Origin of the sequence: Pseudomonas sp. XK-1 (assembly GCF_038069885.1) — a bacterium.
Taxonomy (GTDB): Bacteria; Pseudomonadota; Gammaproteobacteria; order Pseudomonadales; family Pseudomonadaceae; genus Aquipseudomonas.
In genome coordinates this window covers 24,456-44,755 of record NZ_JBBPES010000001.1, presented here as the reverse complement: position 1 = coordinate 44,755, position 20,300 = coordinate 24,456, and the positions used below count along the sequence as shown (strand labels likewise).

Here is a 20,300-nt window from a genome sequence, read left to right as displayed (position 1 = left end):
GGCTTAAGGAGAAGAGCATGTTCAACGCAGCCAACCAGACCCATTTCAGCCTGAGCATCGAAGGCCTCAGCCACGACCTGCAGGTCCTCGAATTCAGCGGCCGCGAGGCGATCAGCCAGCCGTTCGCCTTCGAGCTGGAACTGATCAGCGAGCGTCCGGATCTCGACCTGGAAAGCCTGCTGCACCAGCCGGCCTTTCTCGCCTTCGCCCCCGGCGGCAGCGGCATTCATGGTTTGATCTACCGCGTCGCCCAGGGCGACTCCGGGCCGCGCCTGACCCGTTACCACGTGACCCTGCGCCCACAGCTGGCCTATCTGGCGCACCGGGTGAATCAGCGCATCTTCCAGCACCTGACGGTGGAGAAGATCATCAGCCAGGTGCTCGAAGAACACGGCATCCAGAGCAACGCCTACGCCTTCCAGTTCGGCCCGAGCGTCTATCCCGAGCGCGAATACTGTGTGCAGTACGACGAATCCGACCTGCACTTTATCCAGCGCCTGTGCGAGGAAGAAGGCATTCACTATCACTTCCAGCACAGCACGGACGGCCATGTCCTGGTGTTCGGCGACGATCAGACCCTGTTCCCGAAACTGCCGACCACCGCCTACCAGCAGGACAGCGGCCTGGTCGCCACGGACCCGGTGGTCAAACGCTTCGCCCTGCGTCTGGAAACCCGCACCAACCGCGTCACCCGCCGCGATTACGACTTCGAAAAACCCAAGCTGCTGATGGAGGCGGCGTTCAACAGCGAGTTCGCCCCCGACCTCGAGGATTACGACTACCCCGGCCGCTTCGTCGAGCGCCAGCGCGGCAAACACCTGAGCAAGCGCAACCTGGAACGCCACCGCAGCGACTACGAACTGGCCACTGGTGAAAGCGACCAACCGCTGCTGGTCAGCGGCCACTTCCTCGATCTTAGCGGGCACCCGCGCGAGGAGTGGAACCAGCTCTGGCTGCTGAACGAAATCTTCCATCAGGGTAAGCAACCCCAGGTGCTGGAAGAGTCCGTCACCAGCCACACCCAGACCGGCGACGGCTTCCAGCAGGGCTACCGCAACCGCTTCAGCGCCACGCCCTGGGACGTGCTGTACCGTCCACCGCTCAACCACCCGAAACCCAAGGTGCTCGGCAGCCAGACCGCCGTGGTCACCGGTCCGCAGGGCGAAGAAATCCACTGCGACCAGTACGGCCGGGTCAAGGTGCAGTTCCACTGGGACCGCCACGGCCAGGCCGACGACAAGACCAGCTGCTGGCTGCGCGTCGCCTCCAGCTGGGCCGGCGACCGCTACGGCGGCATCGCCATCCCGCGGGTCGGCATGGAAGTGCTGGTGACCTTCCTCGAAGGCGATCCCGATCAGCCTTTGGTCACCGGCTGCCTGTACCACAAGGAACATGTGGTGCCCTACACGCTGCCGGCCAACAAGACCCGCTCGGTATTCAAGACCCTGAGCAGCCCCGGTGGCGGCGGTTACAACGAACTGCGCATCGAAGACAAGAAAGGCGAGGAGCAGATCTACCTGCACGCCGAGCGCGACTGGGACGAAAACATCGAGCACGACCAGAAAATCCGCATCGGCAACCAGCGCCACGATACGGTCGAAGCCAACAGCTACAGCGAGTTTCAAGCCGAAGAACACCGCACCACCCACGCCGACCGCAAAGTGGAAGCGCGCAGCAACGACCACCTCACGGTCGGTACGACCCAGCACGTGAAAATCGGCACCGGCCAATTCGTCGAAGCCGGTAAGGAAATCCACTACTACGCCGGCAGCAAAGTGGTCATCGACGCCGGCATGGAACTCACCGCCAGCGGCGGCGGCAGCTTCCTCAAACTCGACCCCGGCGGCATCACCCTGAGCGGCGCGACCATCAAGATCAATTCAGGTGGTGCACCGGGTAAGGGTTCGGGCATCGCGATTCTGCCGCCCACTATTCCGGGCGCAGCGGATGCGGATAAGGCGGGAACCAAGTTACAGCAGGCGTTGGTCAACCCGCCGTTTGAATCGGGAATCTGCCTCAGCTGCCTGGTCAAGGCCGCCAAGTCAGGCGCTTCGCTGGTGATTCGAGGATGAACATGATGTTTCCTCTGATGAGCCATTGCGATGAGCTCAAAATCATAAATCCAGAACTGCGTCTTTACGCGCTGGTCGATGGTCTGCAATACCAGCAACACCGCGGTTTTCCGCTGCATAGCCAGCGTGGCCTGAATATGCCTCTGTTGCGCGATACCGATGGAGAGGCCCTGGCAGATGCAGGTCCCTGGCTGTTTGATCTGGAGCAGGATCGCGGCTGGCTTGGTGTTTTCGAAGACCTTAGTCAGCAACGGCCGGCCGTCATCTGGTTGCTCACTGAAAAACCATTAAACACCCTTGCCCAACTGTTACAGGCGCGCCTCGACACCGAGCTCCCCGACGGCCAGCGCGCCCTACTGCGGTTCTATGACCCTCGCGTACTCAGCAAACTGCAGCAGGTGCTGGACGAGGAGCAGCGTCATAGTTTTTTCAACGCCGCCCACACCTGGTTCTGGTTGGAAGATGGGCAACTTAAGCGCCATGGAGGTGAACATGCTTAGGCTGCGTGAAGAACAATTACGGCATCTGGAGCAGCTGGAAGCTAATGACTTTCTGGTTCAGGTGCGCGACGCCATTGTTCAGGACATTCCCTCGCTCAAAGACGAGCCTTTGCTGTCCCGTTTACAGGCCGCAAACGACCATGCGGGCGAACTGGGGCTCGGCGATCAGGCCGCACTGATCCAGTTTCTCTATACCGAAGCCATAGCACCGGACTTCTACCTGGACCCTCAGGTTGACACCTGGCTGCGTAAGCCCGGACAACCCGTAGAGCAACGACTGAACGATCTGTTAGCCACCATGCAGGCGCAACTCGCCTCAGGAGCACACTAAATGCCTGGCCCACTGGTATTACTCGCGCCGCCATTGCTAGGTGCCGCAGGACGCGTCCTCGTTCAAGGCGCTACACGTGCAGCTGCCCGCGCTGCTGCCAACAGAACCGCTCAGGGTGCCGCCACCGCAGGTGCCGCTGCGGGCGGCGGAGTGGTGGTTAATGAAGAAGTAAAACGCCGCAGCGATGCGGCCGCGCAGTCGCGAAGCACATCGGTAGCTACCACGACCAGCCAGACCTCAACCCGTCAGGCATGCAAAGAGTGCCCCCCTGATTGCGGTTCGTTGGTTACGCGCCAATGGAACATGTCTGACATATCCCGCCAATACCAAGCGCGAGTTACAGGTTTTGCGCCGTTTACCGAATGGAATTTCGCATCGTTGGATTTTGACGGATTCCAGGCTTCTCAGTGCCTGCTACAAGAAGCCAAAGCCAAATATGACCAATTCTTCGATCCAGAAGATGGTCAGCCAAAATTCTTCTTCAAGATCAGCGGCGAGGCCAAAGTCTTACAGCAGGCTGCGGCGCAAAGCGCCGTGGTACAGGCCAATCCGCCCAGCAGCCTGCATTGGTATTTCATGCAGGAGCTCAGTTATTTGCACTTCAGCAGCCGCTTCCGGGTTTCCGCCCCCATCATTCGGACCTTCTTGCAGCCATGAGCAGTATCAATTTATCGCTGGCTTTTCGCCTGACCACCTCACTGCCCACTGCCCAGGAGCATGCCGATGCCCTTTGGCAGGTGGCGCAACTGCTGAAACGTTATGGATTGCCAGAGTATCAATGGCATCCGCCAGCGGATACGCCACAGGCATCCATAGCCCTGCAAGCGTTCGAGCCAAGCGGTGCCACGCATGCACTTGTAGACGCCGCCTTACAGGCCGAAAAAGACTCGCCCAATGCCTTGGTAGGCAATTGGCGCAGCCTGGGAGTCTGGAATGGGCTGGAGAAAGAGGGCGCTGCTGCATTCGACCTGACCCTGTCGACCATGCCCGGCTCACCTTGCACCCTGACATTGCAAACCAAATCATTGCCTAGCCTTGACCAACTTGAGCCACTGATTGAACTACTGCGTGGACTGATCAGCACATGGCCTTGGCCTGTGACCATGGCCTCTATTGGGCCTACCCGCTATTTCGCCTTGCATCAGGTCTTCAGGGATCGCCTGGGGGCCGGCTGGATTCTGTACTTACCGCAAATCATTGCAGAAGACGCACTCCCCGCTAGCGCAGGCCTCTTCCCAGTCTCTCGCGCAGAGACACAGCTTGGAACACTGATCGCCAGCGTTTGCGATGCGGTCTTTGACGTACGCAACCCAGCACATATCCAGGCGGCCAACGCCATCGAAGTCAGCCTTGCAGACCGCGATCTGCTGCCACTGCACACGGCGCTCTGAATTGATTGCTCAGCCACTGCTCACCCTCTGCCCACTGAATACAAGGAGCACCCAATGCTGAAACGCCTCTACCCAACCGCACTGCTCGCCCTGGCCCTGTCCCTCTCCGCCTGCAGCGGCAATTACAAGTTCAGTGACGACGAATACCGCCCGCTGGGCGACCCGCAAGCTCAAACCCGCGGCAACTGACCGCAAGGAGTTAAACACCATGGAACTGGTCTTCGATGTGGTCAGTGCACAGCAGTTCGTGCCAGGTCTATTGACCACCAAAACCTTCAAGCAAGCCGGCGGCATTATTGGCCGGGCGGAGGAGTGCGACTGGGTGATTCCGGATCGCAAGCGTGTGCTGTCCAGCCGGCATGCCGAGGTGAGCTACCGCGATGGCTCGTTCTTTCTCACCGACACCAGCAGCAATGGCATTCAGCTCAAAGACAGCGGTGCCAGCCTGCGCAAGGGCCAGGCGCAGCGTATCGAGCACGGCAGCGTGTATTGCTTCGGCGACTTCGAGATTCGTGCGCGGCTGATTCAGGACCCGGCGCTGTTTGCTGGCGATATCGGCCGTGCGCAGCCGGCCGGCAGCATCATCCCGGATGACGCCTTTCTCGACCTCGACCCGCTGACCGCCCTCGATCAGCAGGAGCGTGTGTACGCCCAGGTCGATGATCTGACCGCGATTCTGCACCCGCATAACGTCCAGGCGCAGCAACGCGACTATGCGCAGATCGATGAAGAAAACCTGCTGGTGCCCGAACTGGTGATGCCGACGCCCGAGCCGCAGCCCAAACCGGTGCCTGCGCCAGCACGCCTGCCGCCCACCTTCTGGGAAAAATTCGGCGAGGCCCTCGGAGTCAAGCTGGATGACCTCGACGACGAGGCCCGCGAAGCCCTGGCCCTGCACAGCGCCAAGCTGCTCAAGCAGAGCGTCGGCAGCCTGCAGCAGGCCTTGCGTACCCGCAGCGAGCTGAAGAACGAGCTACGCCTGGCCCTGACCACGGTGCAGAGCGCCGGCAACAACCCGCTCAAGCACAGCGCCGACAACAGCGAAGCGCTGACCGCCCTGCTGCGTGGCGGCAAGCCCGGCGCGCTGTCCGCCGAACAGACCATCAGCCGCAGCTTCCGTGACTTGCAGGCGCACCAAGTGGCGCTGCTCGCCGCCAGCCGCGCGGCGCTCAAGGGCATGTTCGAGCAACTGTCGCCGGAGCAGCTGAGCCTGCGTTTCGAGCGCGAAGGCCGCAAGCCGCTGATCGCCACCGCCGGCAGCCGCTGGCGCGCTTACCGCCGTCTGCACAGCGCGCTGGAGCAGAACGACGACTGGAGCGACCGCCTGTTCGCCCGCGACTTCGCCCACACCTATGAAGAACAGGTTCGCCTGATCGCCACCCTCAACAACGACGTTCAAGGATGATCTCCATGCACCGTTTCACCTGCCTGGCCCTGTTGGCCGCCCTGCTCAGCCTGAGCGGCTGCTCGGCGCTTTCGCCCTATTCGGATATGACCAAGCTCGACCTGACCCTCAACGGCAGCGACGAGCTCAACCCGGACCTCAATGGCCGCCCTTCGCCGATCGTGCTGCGCCTGATCGAACTGAAGCACCCGGTGGCCTTTGAAACCGCCGATTTCTTCTCGCTCTACCAGCGCCCGAAAGAAGCCCTGTCACCGGACATGGTGGTGCTCGAAGAGCTGGAGCTGCGCCCGGGCGAGCAGCGCGAAATGAAGCTGTCGGTACAGCCGGGCAGCCGCTATGTCGGCGTGCTGGCGGCCTACCGCGACCTGCCGGAAAGCAACTGGCGCGTGGTGATTCCGCTGCAGGAGCAGGAGCGTAACAGCAGCGTGCTGAGCCTCGATGCCCTCGGCATCAAGGCCCAGGATGACGCCAGCAAGGAAGAGGAATAAGCCATGGCCATGCATAAAGTGGTCTGGCAGGAAGGCATGTTGCTGCGCCCGCAGCACTTCCAGCAAAACGACCGTTACTACGACTACCAGCTGAAGACCCGCACGCAGAAGCTCGACAGCTACGCCTGGGGCTTTTTCGAGCTGGAGATCGATCGCCAGTTCCTTAATATGGGCAAGCTGGTGGTGAGCAAGGCCAGTGGCATTCTGCCCGATGGCACCCTGTTCGATATCGGTGCCGAGCGCGAGCCGCTGGCCCTCGACGTGCCACCAAACACCGGCAATACCCCGATTTACCTGGCCCTGCCACTGGTCACCGGTAACCATATCGAGAGCCGCCGCCCGGAGCAGCAGGACGTACTGGCGCGCTTCACCGCCTTCGACGAGGAAATCGCCGACTCCAACGCCGGCGACAGCGCCTCCAGCCAGGTCAGCTGCGGCCGCCCGGACTTCCGCCTGCTGCTCGGCGAGCAACAGAGCGACCAGGCCTATGTGAAACTCAAGCTGTGCGATGTGCTCGATACCACCCCGGACGGGGTGATCAGTCTCGACCCGGAATTCATTCCCACCTACGTCAACTTCCAGGCTTCCGGCTACCTGCTCAGCTGCCTCAAGGAAGTGATCAGCATGCTCGCCCACCGTGGTGACATCCTCGCCGAACGGATTCGCGCCACCGGCAAGGTCGGCGGCGCGGAAGTCGGCGACTTTATGATGCTGCAGCTGATCAACCGCTTCGAGCCGGTGCTGCGTCATTACCTGGGCATCGAGCAGGTGCACCCGGAGCAGATCTACCGCGAACTACTGGGCCTGCTCGGTGAGCTGGCGACCTTCTCCAGCGAAATCAAACGCCCACGCCTGGACGGCCGCTACCTGCACAGCGACCAGGGCCTGAGCTTCCGCAAGCTGATGGATGCGATCCGCCAGGTGCTGTCGATGGTGCTCGAACAGCACGCCATCGAGATGCTCCTGCAGCAGCGTCAGTACGGCATTCAGGTGTCGCCGCTGCACGACCACAAGCTGCTCGCCACCTCTACCTTCGTCCTCGCCGCCAGCGCCCAGTGCGACTCCGAAGAGCTGCGCAATCGCCTGCCGGCGCACCTCAAGGTCGGCCCGGTGGAGCAGATCCGCCAGCTGGTCAACCTGCACCTGCCGGGGATCAAGGTCAAACCCATGCCCGTGGCACCCCGGCAGATCCCGTTCCACTCGGGCAAGACCTACTTCGCCCTGGAACTGGGCACCGAGGAACTGGCGCAGCTGGAACGCTCCGGCGGCTTCGCTTTCCACGTGTCCGGCGAGTTCTCCGGGCTTGAGATGAAATTCTGGGCGATCAGGAACTGACGATGACTACCAAGGAAATGGAATACGGCCAGGACGACAAGACCGTCATCCTCAACCGCAAGGGCGATGCCCCGGCGCACAGCCCGCTGACCGACTTCGCCGCGCCGCCGAAATTCGAGCAGCTGGAAGAGCGGATGATCTACGCCGCCCGTCTGCGCCCGGCGGAAACCTTCAATATCAGCCTCAACCCGCTGGTCGCCGCGGCCGCCACCCTGCTCTCGGAAGTGGTGCGCCTGAAGCACAGCTTCGACAGCGAAGACATGCACGCGCTCAACCAGCGCCTGGCCAGCGCGATCAAGCTGTTCGAGCACCGCGCCCTGCACGAAGGCGCGGAAAGCAGCCAGGTGATGGCCGCCCGTTACGTGCTCTGCACCGTGGTCGACGAGGCCGTGGTGACCACGCCCTGGGGCAACGAGAGCGAGTGGTCGCAGATGAGCCTGCTGTCCTCCTTCCACAACGAAACCTTCGGCGGCGAGAAGTTCTTCCAGCTGCTCGAGCGCCTGTCGCGCAACCCGGTCAAACACCTGCCGATGCTCGAGCTGATGTACCTGTGCCTGTCCCTGGGTTTCGAGGGCAAGTACCGCGTGCTGCCGCGCGGCATGCTCGAACTGGAAGCGGTGCGCGACAGCCTCTATCGGCAGATCCGCCAGATGCGCGGCGACGTGCCGCGCGAGGTCTCGCCGCACTGGCAGGGCCTGAAGGACACCCGCCGGCGTCTGGTGCGCATCGTGCCCTGGTGGCTGGTGGCGCTGTTCACCCTGGTCTGCCTGGCCGTGATGTATGGCGGCTTCGCCTGGGTCCTGGGCGAACAGCGCGAGACCATTTTGCAGCCATACGAGCAACTCGACCCGTCCGCGGGTGCACTCATGGATGATCTGAAATGAAGAGCTTTTTCGGCAAGTTAGCCGCCTTTTTCCGCAAGACCTGGGTCTGGAGCCTGTGCCTGGTATTGGTCCTGGCGCTGCTGGTGTGGTTCGCCGGCCCGCTGCTGGCGGTCAACGATTACAAGTTCTGGGAATCGGCCACCAGCCGCCTGCTGACCATCAGCGGGCTGTTCCTGCTCTGGGGCCTGGCCATGGTGTTCGCCAGCTGGAAGGCCACCGCGCGCAAGAAGGCCGAGGAAGACGACGCCGACGCCCAGGAGCGTCTGCGCCGCGAAGGCCTGATCAACGAGGAGCAGATCGAACTGCGCCAGCGTTTCAAGCAGGCGCTGCACACCCTCAAGCGTTCCAGCCTGTACCGCGGCCGTAGCGAGAAGTGGCGCAACGAGCTGCCCTGGTACCTGCTGCTCGGCCCCCAGGGCAGCGGCAAGACCAGCCTGCTGGACTTCTCCGGCCTGGACTTCCCGCTCAACCGCGGCGAGCAACAGCGCCTGACCAAGGACGTATCCGGTACCCGCTACGCCGACTGGTATTTCGCCGATCACGCGGTACTGATCGACACCGCCGGCCGCTATCTGAACCAACCCGACCCGGCCATCGACAGCCGCGCCTGGGACTTCCTCCTCGGCCTGCTGCGCCAGCGCCGCGCGCGCCCGCTGAATGGCGTGCTGGTCAATATCCCGGTGGAAATGCTCCAGGGCGGCAGCGAAGTCGAGCTGGAAAACCTCGCTCGCCAGACCCGCCAGCGTCTGCAGGAGATTCACCAGCGCCTCGGTGCCGATGTGCCGGTGTACCTGGTGCTGAGCAAGGCCGACAAGGTGCTCGGCTTCGACGAGTTCTTCGACCAACTGTCGCGCGAGGAAAGCGATCAGGTGCTCGGCGCGAGCTTCCGCAAGGAACAGAACGCCACCGATGTGCAGGTGATCCGCCAGGAGTTCGAAGAGCTGCTGCGTCGCCTCAACAGCCAAGTGATCCTGCGCATGCACCAGGAGCGCGACACCCAGCGCCGCGGCCGCATCCTAGACTTCCCCCATCAGCTCGGCCTGATCGGTGAACGCCTGTGCCTGTTCAGCGAACTGGCCTTCAGCGGCAACCGCTACCAGCGCGCCAGCCAGCTGCGCGGCTTCTACCTGACCAGCGCGCCGGAGCTGAACAACCAGCTCGACCCGAGCACCAGCGGCATCGGCCGCAACCTCGGCCTGGCCAGCAGCGCCCTGCCGACCTTCCGCACCGGCCGTGCACGCTTTATCAACCATCTGCTAAGCCGGGTGATCTTCCCGGAAGCGGATCTGGCCGGCCTCGACCAGAAGGAAGTGCGCCGTATCGACTGGGGCCAGCGCGCCATGTACGCCACCGCGCTGGTGGTGCTTGGGGTGTTCGGCGTGGTCTGGGCCAGCGGTTTCTCCGGCAACCACGCGCGCCTCGAGCAGCTGCGCGAGATCGCCCAGCAACTGACCCAGCAACATGGCAGCATCGGCGCACAGGACGATGCCCTGCAGACCCTCAAGGCCCTGGACAGCAGCTATGCCGCGACCCAGGTGTTCCCGCCGGTGGATGAGGTGTCCTACCTGCAGCGCGGCGGCCTGTATCAAGGTCAAGAGGTCGACCCGAGCCTGCAGCGCGCCTACCGCGCCGAGCTGGAAAACCTGCTGCTGCCGCGCGTCGGTCGCCAGTTGGAAGCCCAGGTACGGGCCAATCTGGGTGACCGTGAGCGCCTGCTCAACAGCCTGCGCGCCTACCTGATGCTCAACCTGGAAGAACGTCGCGACCAGGCCTTCCTGGAGGAATGGCTGGCCGCCGACTGGTCGCTGCGCTATGCCGGCAACAGCGTCGGCCAGCGTGGCCTCAATCAGCACTTCGAGCGCCTGCTGTCCGAGTCGTTCGCGCCCTACTCGCTCAATGCCCCGCTGGTGGCCCAGGCGCGCCAGGTGCTGCGCAGCGAGTCGCTGGCGACCGTGGTCTACCGCATGCTTCGCGAACAGGCGCGCAGCCTGCCGGACTATCGCCTGAGCCAGAAACTCGGTCCGCAAGGCGCGTTGTTCGCCGGTAGCGACTACACAATTCCGGGTTTCTACACCCAGGTCGGCTACCAGAAAACCTTCACCGCCAAGGGTGCCGACCTGGTGCGCGAGTTGCTGCGCGACAACTGGGTACTCGGCGAAGGCGACACCCTCAGCAGCAACGACCTCGGCCGTCTGCTGGTGGAAATGGAGCAACTGTACTTCCGCGACTACGCCAACTACTGGGGCGAAGCCCTGGCCCAGTTGACCCTGGAACCGATCGGCAACGCCGGTCAGGGTGCCTTGCAACTGGCCGGCCTCACCGCGGCCAACTCGCCGCTGCTGCAACTGCTGGTGGAAGTGCGCGACAACACCCGCTTCAAGGGCATGGCCGAAGCCGCGGACAGCGCGGGTGAAGCCGCCGAGGCACTGGAAGGTGCCAAGGGCAAGCTGGGTAAAGTCGCCAAACTCGCCGGTGCCGCCGCCGAGCAGGCGCAGGCGGCAATGCTGAAGAACCTGCCGGACACCGCCCGTAAAACCCTGGAGCGTCGCTTCGAACCGCTGCACCGCTTGCTCGACGACAACGGTGGGGCCGGCCCGGAACTGGCGATGACCCTGCAGGCGCTGGATGCCCTGCAACTGCAACTGGCCAGCCTGGCCCACGCCAGCGCCCCGGAACAGGCGGCGTTCGAACTGGCCAAGGCGCGCATGAGCGGCCGCCGCGACGCCATCAACCAGCTGCGCAGCAGCGCCGCACGGCTGCCGCAGCCGGTCGGCAACTGGCTCGGCCTGCTCGCCGAAGACAGCTGGATGCTGGTGCTGGGCGATGCCTATCACTACCTCAACCAGCGCTACAAGAGCGAGCTGTACGCCGCCTATAACGGTTCGCTGAAACAGCGCTATCCGTTCAGCGCGCACAGCGAGAGCGACGTGGCGATTGCCGACTTCCGCGAGTTCTTCAAGGCCCAGGGCATCGCCGAGCGCTTCTTCGACGGCTACCTCAAGCCCTTCGTCAGCGGCAGCGCCGGCCAGTATCAGCCGCGCCGTGTCGATGGCCGCGGGATGCCGCTGTCGCGCGAGTTCCTGCTGCAGATGAGCCATGTGCAAACCATCCGCCGCAGCTTCTTCGCCGAGAACCCAAACGAGCCGAAAGTGCTGTTCAAGCTCGAACCCTACTCGCTGGATTCCAGCCTCGGCCGCGCCAACTTCCGCTTCGGCAGCGAGCAGATGGAATACCGCCACGGGCCGATCGTGCAGACTGCCTTCAGCTGGCCGGCCGAAGGCAACGAAGGCCGTACCAGCCTGGTGGTCGAAGAGCTCGGCGGGCGCAAGGTCGGCATCGAGAAGAACACCGGCCCCTGGTCGCTGTTCCGCCTGCTCGACCTGATGAGCGTGGACTACCACAGCGGCCGCGACGTGCTGATGCTCAAGGCCGACCTCGGCGGCCTGCACGCCAACTACCTGCTGCACAGCCAGCGCTCGCCGAACCCCTTCGACATCAGTCTGCTGCGCGGCTTCAAGCTGCCGGCCAAGCTCTGATGACAGAAGTGGCCAACGCCTGGCGCAGCGCCGCGCGCACCGACACCGGCAAGGTACGTGCGCGCAACGAGGATGCCTTTCTGGCGCAGCCTGAGCAGGGCCTGTGGGTGGTCGCCGACGGCATGGGCGGGCACCAGAACGGGGCCCTGGCCAGCCGCCTGATCGTCGAGTACCTGGCCGAGCCCAGCGAGGGTGACCTGCAGCAGCGCCTGACCGAGCTGCGCAAGCGCCTGCACGACCTCAATCGCCGCCTCGGCCAGGAGCTGACGGTGACCGCCGCGCAACCGGACCCGGTGATCGGCAGTACCGTGGTGGCGCTGCTGATCGAGGACGATCGCGCCGCCTGCGTATGGGCCGGCGACAGCCGCTGCTACCTGTGGCGCGGCAGCCGGCTGTATCAGCTCAGCCGCGACCACTCGCTGCTGCAGCAGCTGATCGACGAGCAGCAGCTGAGCCCCGCCGAAGCCGCCCGTCACCCGGCGGCCCACGCCCTGACCCGCGCCATTGGGGCCAGCGAGGAGCTGAAGCTGGAAATACTCGAACTGGATGTGCTGCCCGGCGATGCCTTTCTGCTGTGCAGCGACGGCCTCTATCAGGGCCTGTCCGCCGACGCACTGGGGGCCGCACTCAACCTGCCGTCGCCGTTGCTGGCGCTCAACCGGCTGTTCCAGCAGGCCCTCCACGGACCGGCGCGGGACAACCTGAGCGCGGTGGTGATCCGCCGATGAGGAACCGAGGATGAGTGAACGTCTGCTCGACGACAACGCGCCGGTCAGCAGCGAAGCCAGCGACCTGACCTATTTCGCTTTCGCCGCCACCGCCGCCAGACCGACGCCCAAGGCCACCGCGCAAGCGCCACGGCCGGTGCTCAGCGAACTGCCGGAAGTGCTCGGCGGCCGTTACCGCATCGAGCGCCTGATCGGCGTCGGCGGCATGGGCGCGGTGTATCGCGCCCGTGACCTGCTGCGCGAGCAGTTCGGTGACCCCGAGCCCTACGTGGCGCTGAAAACCCTCAGCGACGACTTCGCCGAATACCCCGACGCCAACTCGCTGATGTACAGCGAGTTCGCCCTTACCGCGCGGCTCAATCATCCCCATGTGGTGCGGCTGTTCAGCTTCGAAGTGGACGTACCGAGCCAGCGCGCCTTCCTGATCCTCGAACTGCTCAAGGGCCTGACCCTGGACCAGCTGCTGGCGGAACGGCCCACGGGTTTGCCCTGGTCCGAGCTGCAAGGGATCGCCCTGCCGCTGCTCGAGGCCCTGAGCTATTCGCACAGCCTCGGCGTGCTGCACGGCGACCTCAAGCCGAGCAATGTGATGCTCGCCGAAGACGGCCTGCGCCTGTTCGATTATGGTCTCGGCCAACCGGTGGAAGGCCTGCTGCCCGGCCTGCCACGGCTGTGCCGCAACCGCTTCAGCGCCTGGACGCCGCGCTATGCCGCGCTGGAATTGCTCGACGGCGCGCCGCTTAGCGCCGCGGCCGATGTCTACGCCCTGGCCTGCGTGCTGTATGAACTGGCCAGCGGCCGCCACCCGTTCCGTCGCCTCAGCGCCAAGCAGGCCAAGGCCATGGAACTGGATAAGCAGCTGCAACGCCCGGAGCAGCTGCCGGCGCACTGCTGGCCGGCCCTGCGCGCCGCCCTGGCCTTCGACGAGGCCCAGCGCAGCGCGGACTGCGCCGAGCTGCTGAGGGCGTTTCTCCGGCCACCAGCCGGGCGCTGGCAACGCTGGCTGGGTCTTGGCCAATAGCCATACGCGGCATCAATGGATGATCTTTTTACAAGGAAACCAGCATGTTCAACCCGGCCAATGAAACCCACTTCAGCCTGACCATCGAAGGCCTCGAACACGACCTGCAAGTACTCGAGTTCAGCGGCCGCGAGGCAATCAGCCAGCCCTATCGCTTCGAGGTGGAACTGATCAGCGAGAACCCGCAGCTCGACCTGCAGAGCCTGCTGCATCAACCGGCCTTTCTCGCCTTCAGCCCCGACGGCCTGGGGATTCACGGGCTGATCTACCGGGTCGCCCAGGGTGAGGCCGGCAAGCGCCTGACCCGCTACAGCCTCTCCATCGTGCCGCAGTTGAGCTACCTGACTCATCGCAGCAATCAGCGCATCTTCCAGCACTTGACGGTGCCGCAGATCGTCGCAACGGTCCTGGAGGAGCACGGCATCCAGGCCAACGCCTACCAGTTCCAGCTCGGCCCGACGGTCTACCCCAAGCGCGACTACTGCGTGCAGTACGACGAGAGCGACCTGCACTTCGTCCAGCGCCTGTGCGAGGAAGAAGGTATCCATTACCACTTCCAGCACAGCGAGCAGGGCCATGTGCTGGTCTTCGGCGACGACCAGAGCGCCTTCGGCAAACTCGGCCAGCCCACCGCCTACCTGCAGGACAACGGCATGACCGCCGATGAGCCGGTGATCAAACGCTTCGCCGTACGCCTGGAAACCCGCACCAGCCGCACGACCCGCCGCGACTACGACTTCGAACAACCGCGCCTGCTGCTGGAGGCCGCGTTCAAGCAAGATCGCCCGCCCGAGGCCAAACCGCTGCCGGACCTGGAGGACTACGACTACCCCGGCCGCTTCGTCGACCGGACCCGTGGCAAACACCTGAGCCAACGCCACCTCGAACGCCACCGCGCCGACTACCGCCTGGCCGAAGGCCGTGGCGATCAACCGAAACTGCTCAGCGGCCACTTCCTCGAACTCTCCGACCACCCACGCCAGGACTACAACGACCTCTGGCTGCTGCACGAAGTCATCCACCAGGGCAAACAACCGCAAGTGCTGGAAGAGTCGATTACCTCAGGCGACGCCATACAATCCCCCTCTGCCCTTTGGGGTGAGGGGAACGGCGACACCGACTTCACCCAAGGCTACCGCAACCGCTTCACCGCCACCCCCTGGGACGTGCCCTTCCGCCCACCCCTGGCCCACCCGAAACCCCGCGTACTGGGCAGCCAGAGCGCCTTGGTCACCGGCCCCGCCGGCGAAGAAATCCACTGCGACGAATACGGCCGAATCAAGGTGCAATTCTTCTGGGATCGCCATGGCCAGGCCGACGACAAAACCAGCTGCTGGCTGCGCGTGGCCAACAGCTGGGCCGGTGATGGCTACGGCGGCATCGCCATTCCGCGCATCGGCATGGAAGTGCTGGTCACCTTCCTCGAAGGCGACCCCGACCAGCCGCTGGTCACCGGCTGCCTGTACCACGCCGAACACCTCGTGCCCTACGACCTACCGGCGAACAAGACACGCAGCCTGTTCAAGACCTTGAGCAGCCCGGGCGGTGGCGGCTACAACGAACTGCGCATCGAGGACAAGAAAGGGGCCGAGCAAATCTACCTGCACGCCGAGCGCGACTGGGACGAAAACATCGAGCACGACCAGAAGATCCGTGTCGGTAACGAACGCCACGACACCGTCGAGGCCAACAGCTACACCGAACTCAAAGCCGAAGAACACCTGACGGTAAAAGCCGAGCGCAAGGCCGAAGTCAAACCCGACGACCACCTCACCGTCGGCCAGAACCAGCACATCAAACTCGGCACCGCCCAACTGACCAAAGCCGGCCGCGAAATCCACCTAAAAGCCGGGCAGAAAATGGTCATCGAAGCCGGCACCGAACTCACCCTCAAAGCCGGCGGCAGCTTTATCAAACTCGACCCCGGCGGCATCACCCTCAGCGGTCCACTGGCCAAGATCAACGCCGGCGGCTCGCCGGGCAAAGGCTCGGGTATCAAGATCAAACCGCCGGTGCTGCCAGGGATGGCGGATAGCGATAAAGCCGGGGATGTGTTGGCGCAGACGCAAGGGAACGAACTGATCAGTGCGCCAACAAAGCGCAAACGCATGCTCAATTTCTCCGGTTAACAGGGATCAAGCGCGGGCTGTCGTCACGCCTGCAAACAAGGATTAGGGATTCGGAAAATCATGGCAGACAGCAAACCGATCAACTGGGCGTATCCGTTCAAATCCAAGGCGGCAGCCGAAGGCGAAACCAGCCAAGGCAGCGTTACTGCCGAGAGTTATTACGATGCTTTGGCCAAGGCCAAAGATGGCTTCTATCCCATGGGCACCAATGGCCTCTGGCATGGGGGCATCCACTTCGATGATGGCACCGCTGCTAGCCTCGATCAGTCCGCGATCCATTGCATCGCGGACGGCGAGGTAATCGCCTACCGCATCGATCAACGCTACCCCACCACTCAGTACGGTGAAGGTCCAACGGTCAAACACCTGCCATTCTCAACCAGTTTCGTGCTGGTCAAACACAGGTTGGAGCTGCCACCAGTGCCCAGCGCTCCTGCCGCGGAGGCAGGCGAAACCGAAGAGGCGGCTCCTGCTAGCAGCGCATTGACGTTCTACAGCCTCTATATGCACCTGGCGGACTGGGCGAGCTACAGCAATGCGGATGCGCCGCCCCCGCCAGCGTTTTTCGGAGAAACGCTGTACAGCGTAAAGCCCGATAAGGCTAGCGATGGCGTGCTCGGGTTGCGCGTACGCGCAGCGCCCAAGGATGGCGCGGTCACCGCACTGTTACCGAAAGGGACCAAGGTCAAAGTCGGTGATGTGGACGCAGGATCACCAGCATGGCGCAAGCTACTTAGCATTCTCGAAGGCAGTGCTATCCCTGCACTAACGGGCGAAGAATTGGGCTGGGTCTACACCAGCGAGCTGCAAGCAGTGGCTGGTGAAGCGGATACCTTTCTGGTTGCGGACGATGCCAAGGACAAGGAGGCGACATTAGCCCCACAGCCGGGCCTGAATGTTAGAAAAGCGGCCAATAGCGGCAGCTTGATAACCGGTCTATTACCTGTAGGGGCCAAGTTCTCGCTCAAAGCGGGAACAGCTGCATACCGCGAACTGCAGCAAATCGTCGAAGGGCAAGACATCGCGCCGCTATCGGCCAATAGTGTTCACAACATTCAGGGCTTCGTTCACTTCGCCTCACTGCAAGCCAGCCAAGCCGTCCCCACGCTCGATACCGTGCATCTGCTGCCCCAGCCCTATCCCATCAAGGCTGGCGATTTGGTTGGGCATTTCGGCAAATATCAGAACTTCGACGACGCCCGCCCCCGCGCGATGCTGCACCTTGAAGTATTCACCAGCGAGGACGTTCCCGCATTTATTGCGCGAAGCCGTGCGGTTGGGGAGAAGCTACCGGCCGAACAGAAAACCCTGATCAAGGTGGACAAAGGTTCAAAGATCATCCAGCCCGCAGCCGCCGATGGGCAAATCGAAACGGGTACGGACGTATGCATCTGCAGCGATTCACCCAAAGCCGGTCGCTGGGCCAAGGTACGAAAGTACGCCATCTGCAACGCTGACAAAAACACCGAGCTGGGCAGATTCAACAACGCTAACGCCACCTATCCGCTAAACATCACCCAGAAGGCCACCTTGGCAGCAAGAATGGGCATCGACGTTGCCGACATGCCGGATCAGGTCGACTTCCTCAAGGTCTACTTCAACTCGGTCGAGGGCGGCGACGCCCATGATTACGACACAGGCACCATCCCCACGACCCATCCATGGCGCAAAGTCGGTGCGGCGGTAGGGGAACCCGTCTGGGTGGAGCGCTCCAACCTCAACACCCAAGGCCAGCGCACCAGCACCGCCGGCGCACTCGCCGCCTGGAGCGCCTTCCCCTTGCATACCCGCATCGAAGGCCAGCCCTGCGGCTATGCGCGCATTCTGCCCGCCGCCTCCTGGGACGGTTTGCCCGACGAACGCAAAGCCATCGACCCGGACAAGGTGCACTGGTGGTATGTCACCGTCGGCGACCTGAAAGGTAACGACATCTCCGGCTGGGCAGCGGAAAAAGACCTGGTCGTCAGCCGTCACTCGCCCTGGGAATGGCCAGGCTTCAGCACCATCCAAGACAAACTGCCCCTGGATGCCCACCTGGCAAGAACCCTGGACGCCACCGGGCGCACCACTGAAGAAGAAGCTCAAGGCTACGCCGCGCTTATCGAAGAAGCGGAACGCGGCGAGATTCTCAGCGAGCTATACGACGTCATCGACCTGCCGGACGAAAAGGGAACCCGCGACAAAAAACTAACCCCAGCCGAACTCAAAGCCGCCCTCGGCAAACCCTGGCTGGCACAACAGCTTTCTCTCTTGATCAGCCAGCACGAAAGCGAGTGGTTCTGGAACGAAGGGAAGTGGAATCAGTTGGACAAACTGATGGACCACACCCCCGCAGACCCCAATTCGGACTGGGTCGCGGAGAAGGGAAGAATTAAGGCGCTATCTTGGTGGAAGGAGCTGGCTGGCCAGCCTGGGATTGCAGCGGATGGGGTGGCTTGGCATTTTCATCCTACAGGAACAATCGGATGCTTTTATAAATCTGACACAAACTTAATAACAATGGAGATGTTGCAAATAACCAAACCAAGCAGCGACTCTTCGTATTATGAAGAAATCCTACCATACCTCAACGAATACGCAGTCGCCTACGAAGTTAATACGCCGATTAGAATTGCTCACTTTCTGGCTCAGGTTGGGCACGAAAGCGGATTCAGAGTTCGATCGGAAGATGGCGACTATAGTGCGACACGAATGCGCGAAATATTCGGATGTGTCGGTGGCAAAAAAAATTACAACAAGGCAACGGACGAATGCTCCCTTGGACGTCTGAGAGACAAACTATGGACAGACGAAACGACATACGCGAACAACCCAAGAAAACTTCTTAGCTTTGTATATTCATCAAGGATGGGTAACGGAGACGAAGCAAGTGAAGAAGGGTATAAATTCCGCGGCAGAGGAATTATTCAACTTACCGGCAAGAATAATTACCGAAAATACACAGAAATACACAACAGCGCAACCCCAAGTGACGTCAAAGACTTTGTCGAAAACCCAGACCTGATCATAACCACCATAAAATATGGCGTCGAGTCAGGGTTCGTTTATTGGGCAATGGTAAATGCCAATAAAATAGCCGACGCAGACAACTCTGAACGTCTTACCATCGCAATCAATGGCGGCCTGAATGGATATGACGAACGCATTGAGTGCTTAGAAAAATTAAAAGCCCATATGGGCCTATGAGACCCCCCCATGAGACGTTTATTAAAAATATCCATAACCATATTACTGACCTCAACCTCTACTGTTGCTTGCAGCCAAGAAGGATCAACACTGCTTAACAGCGGCACAAATACAGCGCAAGGAAACGGTCTCTGCAACTCCAATGAGGAAAGTATATTTACATGCCTTACCGAGAAAAAGACCGCTTCTCTATGCTTGCGGCGGCATGAGGGAAACATCCATATAAAATACAAATACGGCACTAACCGAAAGATAGAGTTGTCCTATCCAGAAAACGAAGAAGGCTCTACCGAAAAATTTAAATTAAGCACAACCCCATACCCTGGCGGCGGGGAAAATAGAATTCGGTTCACTATAGGTAAACATGACTATTATCTGTATGACATAACAAAAACTGAAAGCGACGAAAGTGGTCAGTATCCTGAATTTAAATCCGGATTGTTCGTTTTGAAACATAACGCCAAAGTTTTCTCGCAGTCATGTAGAAATGATGCAAGCATAACCGCTCCGGCCTTTGAGATACTTAAGGAAGAAGAGTTTAAACATGACCTCGGCATAAACCACTAATAGAACGTTTCAATGGAGACAGTGGCATTAGTTCTGAACGGGTGATGAGTCGGCTATTGAAGGTAATCGGAGAGTGTCCATGACTCACACATGGAAGAGCTATTACATTGTTCTTCTGCTTGCCATCTTGCTCGGCCAGTAGAAGTAACCAATATGTGCCGGAAGACTCCAGCACATGACTCTTACAGATCGCTTTCCTCCACCACCCTAACCACCCCCGCCTCCAGCGCATACGCCGCATCCGCCAGGTCGTTGTTGACCTGTTCGATCTTCAGCGTGCCGCTGACCCAGAGCGGGGCGTAGATATCTTCGAGTTCGATGCCTTTGGGGTAGCGCACCAGCACCAGTTGGTTGGGTGGCGGTGGCGGGACGTGGATGCAGGCACCGGGGTATGGCACCAGGAAGAACAGGGTGCTGCGGCCGGCGGCGTCGGTTTCCAGGGGGACGGGGTAGCCGCCCAGGCGAATCTGTTTGCCGTCGAAGGCGGGGACGGTTTTGGTCGAGTACATCACCGCGGGAAGGTCGGCGGTCTGCTGTTTGAGTCCGCCGGGGATATAGAAGCCGCTCTCCATTTCCGCGCCTTCGTGGCTGATTTCCGGCATGGTTTCCAGGGCCAGGCGGTCTTCTTCCGGCATCAGTTCGAGCCAGTCGGTTTCCGGCAGCTCGGCGCAGGCCAGGCTGCTTATCAGCACAAGGGGCAGCAACAACAGATGGCGCATGGACAGGC

17 protein-coding genes are annotated in these 20,300 nt (G+C 61.8%); 16 read left to right on the top strand and 1 reads right to left on the bottom strand.

Annotated features, from left to right (window positions below; genetic code table 11):
- Positions 1-17 precede the first annotated feature (17 nt).
- From WMW70_RS00195 to WMW70_RS00120, 16 genes are read left to right on the top strand one after another with little or no spacing between them, the layout of a single operon-like run.
- Positions 18-2,072, top strand: a complete 2,055-nt coding sequence (locus tag WMW70_RS00195; protein WP_341435521.1) for a type VI secretion system Vgr family protein — start codon at positions 18-20, stop codon at positions 2,070-2,072.
- Positions 2,069-2,572, top strand: a complete 504-nt coding sequence (locus WMW70_RS00190; RefSeq protein ID WP_341435520.1) for a DUF4123 domain-containing protein — start codon at positions 2,069-2,071, stop codon at positions 2,570-2,572. Before WMW70_RS00195 ends, WMW70_RS00190 begins: the two co-directional genes overlap by 4 nt.
- Positions 2,565-2,903, top strand: coding sequence for a hypothetical protein (locus tag WMW70_RS00185; protein ID WP_341435519.1), 339 nt, complete (start codon positions 2,565-2,567; stop codon positions 2,901-2,903). Before WMW70_RS00190 ends, WMW70_RS00185 begins: the two co-directional genes overlap by 8 nt.
- Positions 2,904-3,560 (top strand): Tox-REase-5 domain-containing protein, encoded by a 657-nt coding sequence (locus WMW70_RS00180; RefSeq protein ID WP_341435518.1) that lies wholly within the window; start codon positions 2,904-2,906, stop codon positions 3,558-3,560.
- Complete coding sequence (locus WMW70_RS00175) at positions 3,557-4,294, top strand: hypothetical protein (RefSeq protein ID WP_341435517.1); 738 nt, start codon at positions 3,557-3,559, stop codon at positions 4,292-4,294. Before WMW70_RS00180 ends, WMW70_RS00175 begins: the two co-directional genes overlap by 4 nt.
- Before the next feature lie 54 nt (positions 4,295-4,348).
- The gene (locus WMW70_RS00170; RefSeq protein ID WP_341435516.1) at positions 4,349-4,483 is read left to right on the top strand and encodes a type VI secretion protein; all 135 of its coding nucleotides are present in this window, start codon (positions 4,349-4,351) and stop codon (positions 4,481-4,483) included.
- Between the two features lie 19 nt (positions 4,484-4,502).
- On the top strand, positions 4,503-5,699 hold the full coding sequence (tagH, locus tag WMW70_RS00165; RefSeq protein WP_341435515.1) for a type VI secretion system-associated FHA domain protein TagH: 1,197 nt from the start codon (positions 4,503-4,505) through the stop codon (positions 5,697-5,699).
- A 5-nt stretch (positions 5,700-5,704) separates the two neighbouring features.
- Positions 5,705-6,187 (top strand): type VI secretion system lipoprotein TssJ, encoded by a 483-nt coding sequence (tssJ, locus tag WMW70_RS00160; protein WP_341435514.1) that lies wholly within the window; start codon positions 5,705-5,707, stop codon positions 6,185-6,187.
- A gap of 3 nt (positions 6,188-6,190) precedes the next feature.
- On the top strand, positions 6,191-7,522 hold the full coding sequence (tssK, locus tag WMW70_RS00155) for a type VI secretion system baseplate subunit TssK (RefSeq protein ID WP_341435513.1): 1,332 nt from the start codon (positions 6,191-6,193) through the stop codon (positions 7,520-7,522).
- Positions 7,523-7,524: 2 nt separating this feature from the next.
- On the top strand, positions 7,525-8,406 hold the full coding sequence (gene icmH, locus WMW70_RS00150) for a type IVB secretion system protein IcmH/DotU (RefSeq protein ID WP_341435512.1): 882 nt from the start codon (positions 7,525-7,527) through the stop codon (positions 8,404-8,406).
- A complete protein-coding gene (tssM, locus tag WMW70_RS00145) occupies positions 8,403-11,942 on the top strand; it encodes a type VI secretion system membrane subunit TssM (protein WP_341435511.1) in 3,540 nt (1,179 codons plus the stop codon). The genes icmH and tssM overlap by 4 nt, the downstream gene beginning before the upstream one ends.
- Positions 11,942-12,670 carry a PP2C family protein-serine/threonine phosphatase gene (locus WMW70_RS00140; protein ID WP_341435510.1) on the top strand — a complete coding sequence of 243 codons (729 nt, stop codon included), beginning with the start codon at positions 11,942-11,944 and terminating at the stop codon, positions 12,668-12,670. Before tssM ends, WMW70_RS00140 begins: the two co-directional genes overlap by 1 nt.
- A 10-nt stretch (positions 12,671-12,680) precedes the next feature.
- Positions 12,681-13,691 carry a serine/threonine-protein kinase gene (locus tag WMW70_RS00135; protein WP_341435509.1) on the top strand — a complete coding sequence of 337 codons (1,011 nt, stop codon included), beginning with the start codon at positions 12,681-12,683 and terminating at the stop codon, positions 13,689-13,691.
- Positions 13,692-13,735: 44 nt separating this feature from the next.
- Positions 13,736-15,820 carry a type VI secretion system Vgr family protein gene (gene tssI, locus WMW70_RS00130; RefSeq protein WP_341435508.1) on the top strand — a complete coding sequence of 695 codons (2,085 nt, stop codon included), beginning with the start codon at positions 13,736-13,738 and terminating at the stop codon, positions 15,818-15,820.
- Positions 15,821-15,880: 60 nt separating this feature from the next.
- Positions 15,881-19,006 carry a hypothetical protein gene (locus WMW70_RS00125; protein WP_341435507.1) on the top strand — a complete coding sequence of 1,042 codons (3,126 nt, stop codon included), beginning with the start codon at positions 15,881-15,883 and terminating at the stop codon, positions 19,004-19,006.
- 9 nt (positions 19,007-19,015) lie between these two features.
- Positions 19,016-19,573 carry a hypothetical protein gene (locus WMW70_RS00120; protein ID WP_341435506.1) on the top strand — a complete coding sequence of 186 codons (558 nt, stop codon included), beginning with the start codon at positions 19,016-19,018 and terminating at the stop codon, positions 19,571-19,573.
- Positions 19,574-19,755: 182 nt separating this feature from the next.
- On the opposite strand, the gene WMW70_RS00115 is transcribed toward WMW70_RS00120, so the two are convergent.
- The gene (locus WMW70_RS00115) at positions 19,756-20,292 is read right to left on the bottom strand and encodes a DUF3299 domain-containing protein (RefSeq protein ID WP_341435505.1); all 537 of its coding nucleotides are present in this window, start codon (positions 20,290-20,292) and stop codon (positions 19,756-19,758) included.
- Between the last annotated feature and the right edge of the window lie 8 nt (positions 20,293-20,300).

Excerpts from the sequence above, each read along its gene's own strand:
- WMW70_RS00175 (WP_341435517.1), top strand. The coding sequence starts at position 3,557 with ATGAGCAGTATCAATTTATCGCTGGCTTTTCGCCTGACCACCTCACTG.
- WMW70_RS00195 (WP_341435521.1), top strand. The coding sequence starts at position 18 with ATGTTCAACGCAGCCAACCAGACCCATTTCAGCCTGAGCATCGAAGGC.
- tagH (WP_341435515.1), top strand. The coding sequence starts at position 4,503 with ATGGAACTGGTCTTCGATGTGGTCAGTGCACAGCAGTTCGTGCCAGGT.
- WMW70_RS00125 (WP_341435507.1), top strand. The coding sequence starts at position 15,881 with ATGGCAGACAGCAAACCGATCAACTGGGCGTATCCGTTCAAATCCAAG.
- WMW70_RS00115 (WP_341435505.1), bottom strand. The coding sequence starts at position 20,292 with ATGCGCCATCTGTTGTTGCTGCCCCTTGTGCTGATAAGCAGCCTGGCC.
- tssK (WP_341435513.1), top strand. The coding sequence starts at position 6,191 with ATGGCCATGCATAAAGTGGTCTGGCAGGAAGGCATGTTGCTGCGCCCG.
- WMW70_RS00190 (WP_341435520.1), top strand. The coding sequence starts at position 2,069 with ATGAACATGATGTTTCCTCTGATGAGCCATTGCGATGAGCTCAAAATC.
- tssI (WP_341435508.1), top strand. The coding sequence starts at position 13,736 with ATGTTCAACCCGGCCAATGAAACCCACTTCAGCCTGACCATCGAAGGC.
- tssJ (WP_341435514.1), top strand. The coding sequence starts at position 5,705 with ATGCACCGTTTCACCTGCCTGGCCCTGTTGGCCGCCCTGCTCAGCCTG.
- WMW70_RS00120 (WP_341435506.1), top strand. The coding sequence starts at position 19,016 with ATGAGACGTTTATTAAAAATATCCATAACCATATTACTGACCTCAACC.
- tssM (WP_341435511.1), top strand. The coding sequence starts at position 8,403 with ATGAAGAGCTTTTTCGGCAAGTTAGCCGCCTTTTTCCGCAAGACCTGG.
- WMW70_RS00180 (WP_341435518.1), top strand. The coding sequence starts at position 2,904 with ATGCCTGGCCCACTGGTATTACTCGCGCCGCCATTGCTAGGTGCCGCA.
- icmH (WP_341435512.1), top strand. The coding sequence starts at position 7,525 with ATGACTACCAAGGAAATGGAATACGGCCAGGACGACAAGACCGTCATC.
- WMW70_RS00170 (WP_341435516.1), top strand. The coding sequence starts at position 4,349 with ATGCTGAAACGCCTCTACCCAACCGCACTGCTCGCCCTGGCCCTGTCC.
- WMW70_RS00135 (WP_341435509.1), top strand. The coding sequence starts at position 12,681 with ATGAGTGAACGTCTGCTCGACGACAACGCGCCGGTCAGCAGCGAAGCC.
- WMW70_RS00140 (WP_341435510.1), top strand. The coding sequence starts at position 11,942 with ATGACAGAAGTGGCCAACGCCTGGCGCAGCGCCGCGCGCACCGACACC.
- WMW70_RS00185 (WP_341435519.1), top strand. The coding sequence starts at position 2,565 with ATGCTTAGGCTGCGTGAAGAACAATTACGGCATCTGGAGCAGCTGGAA.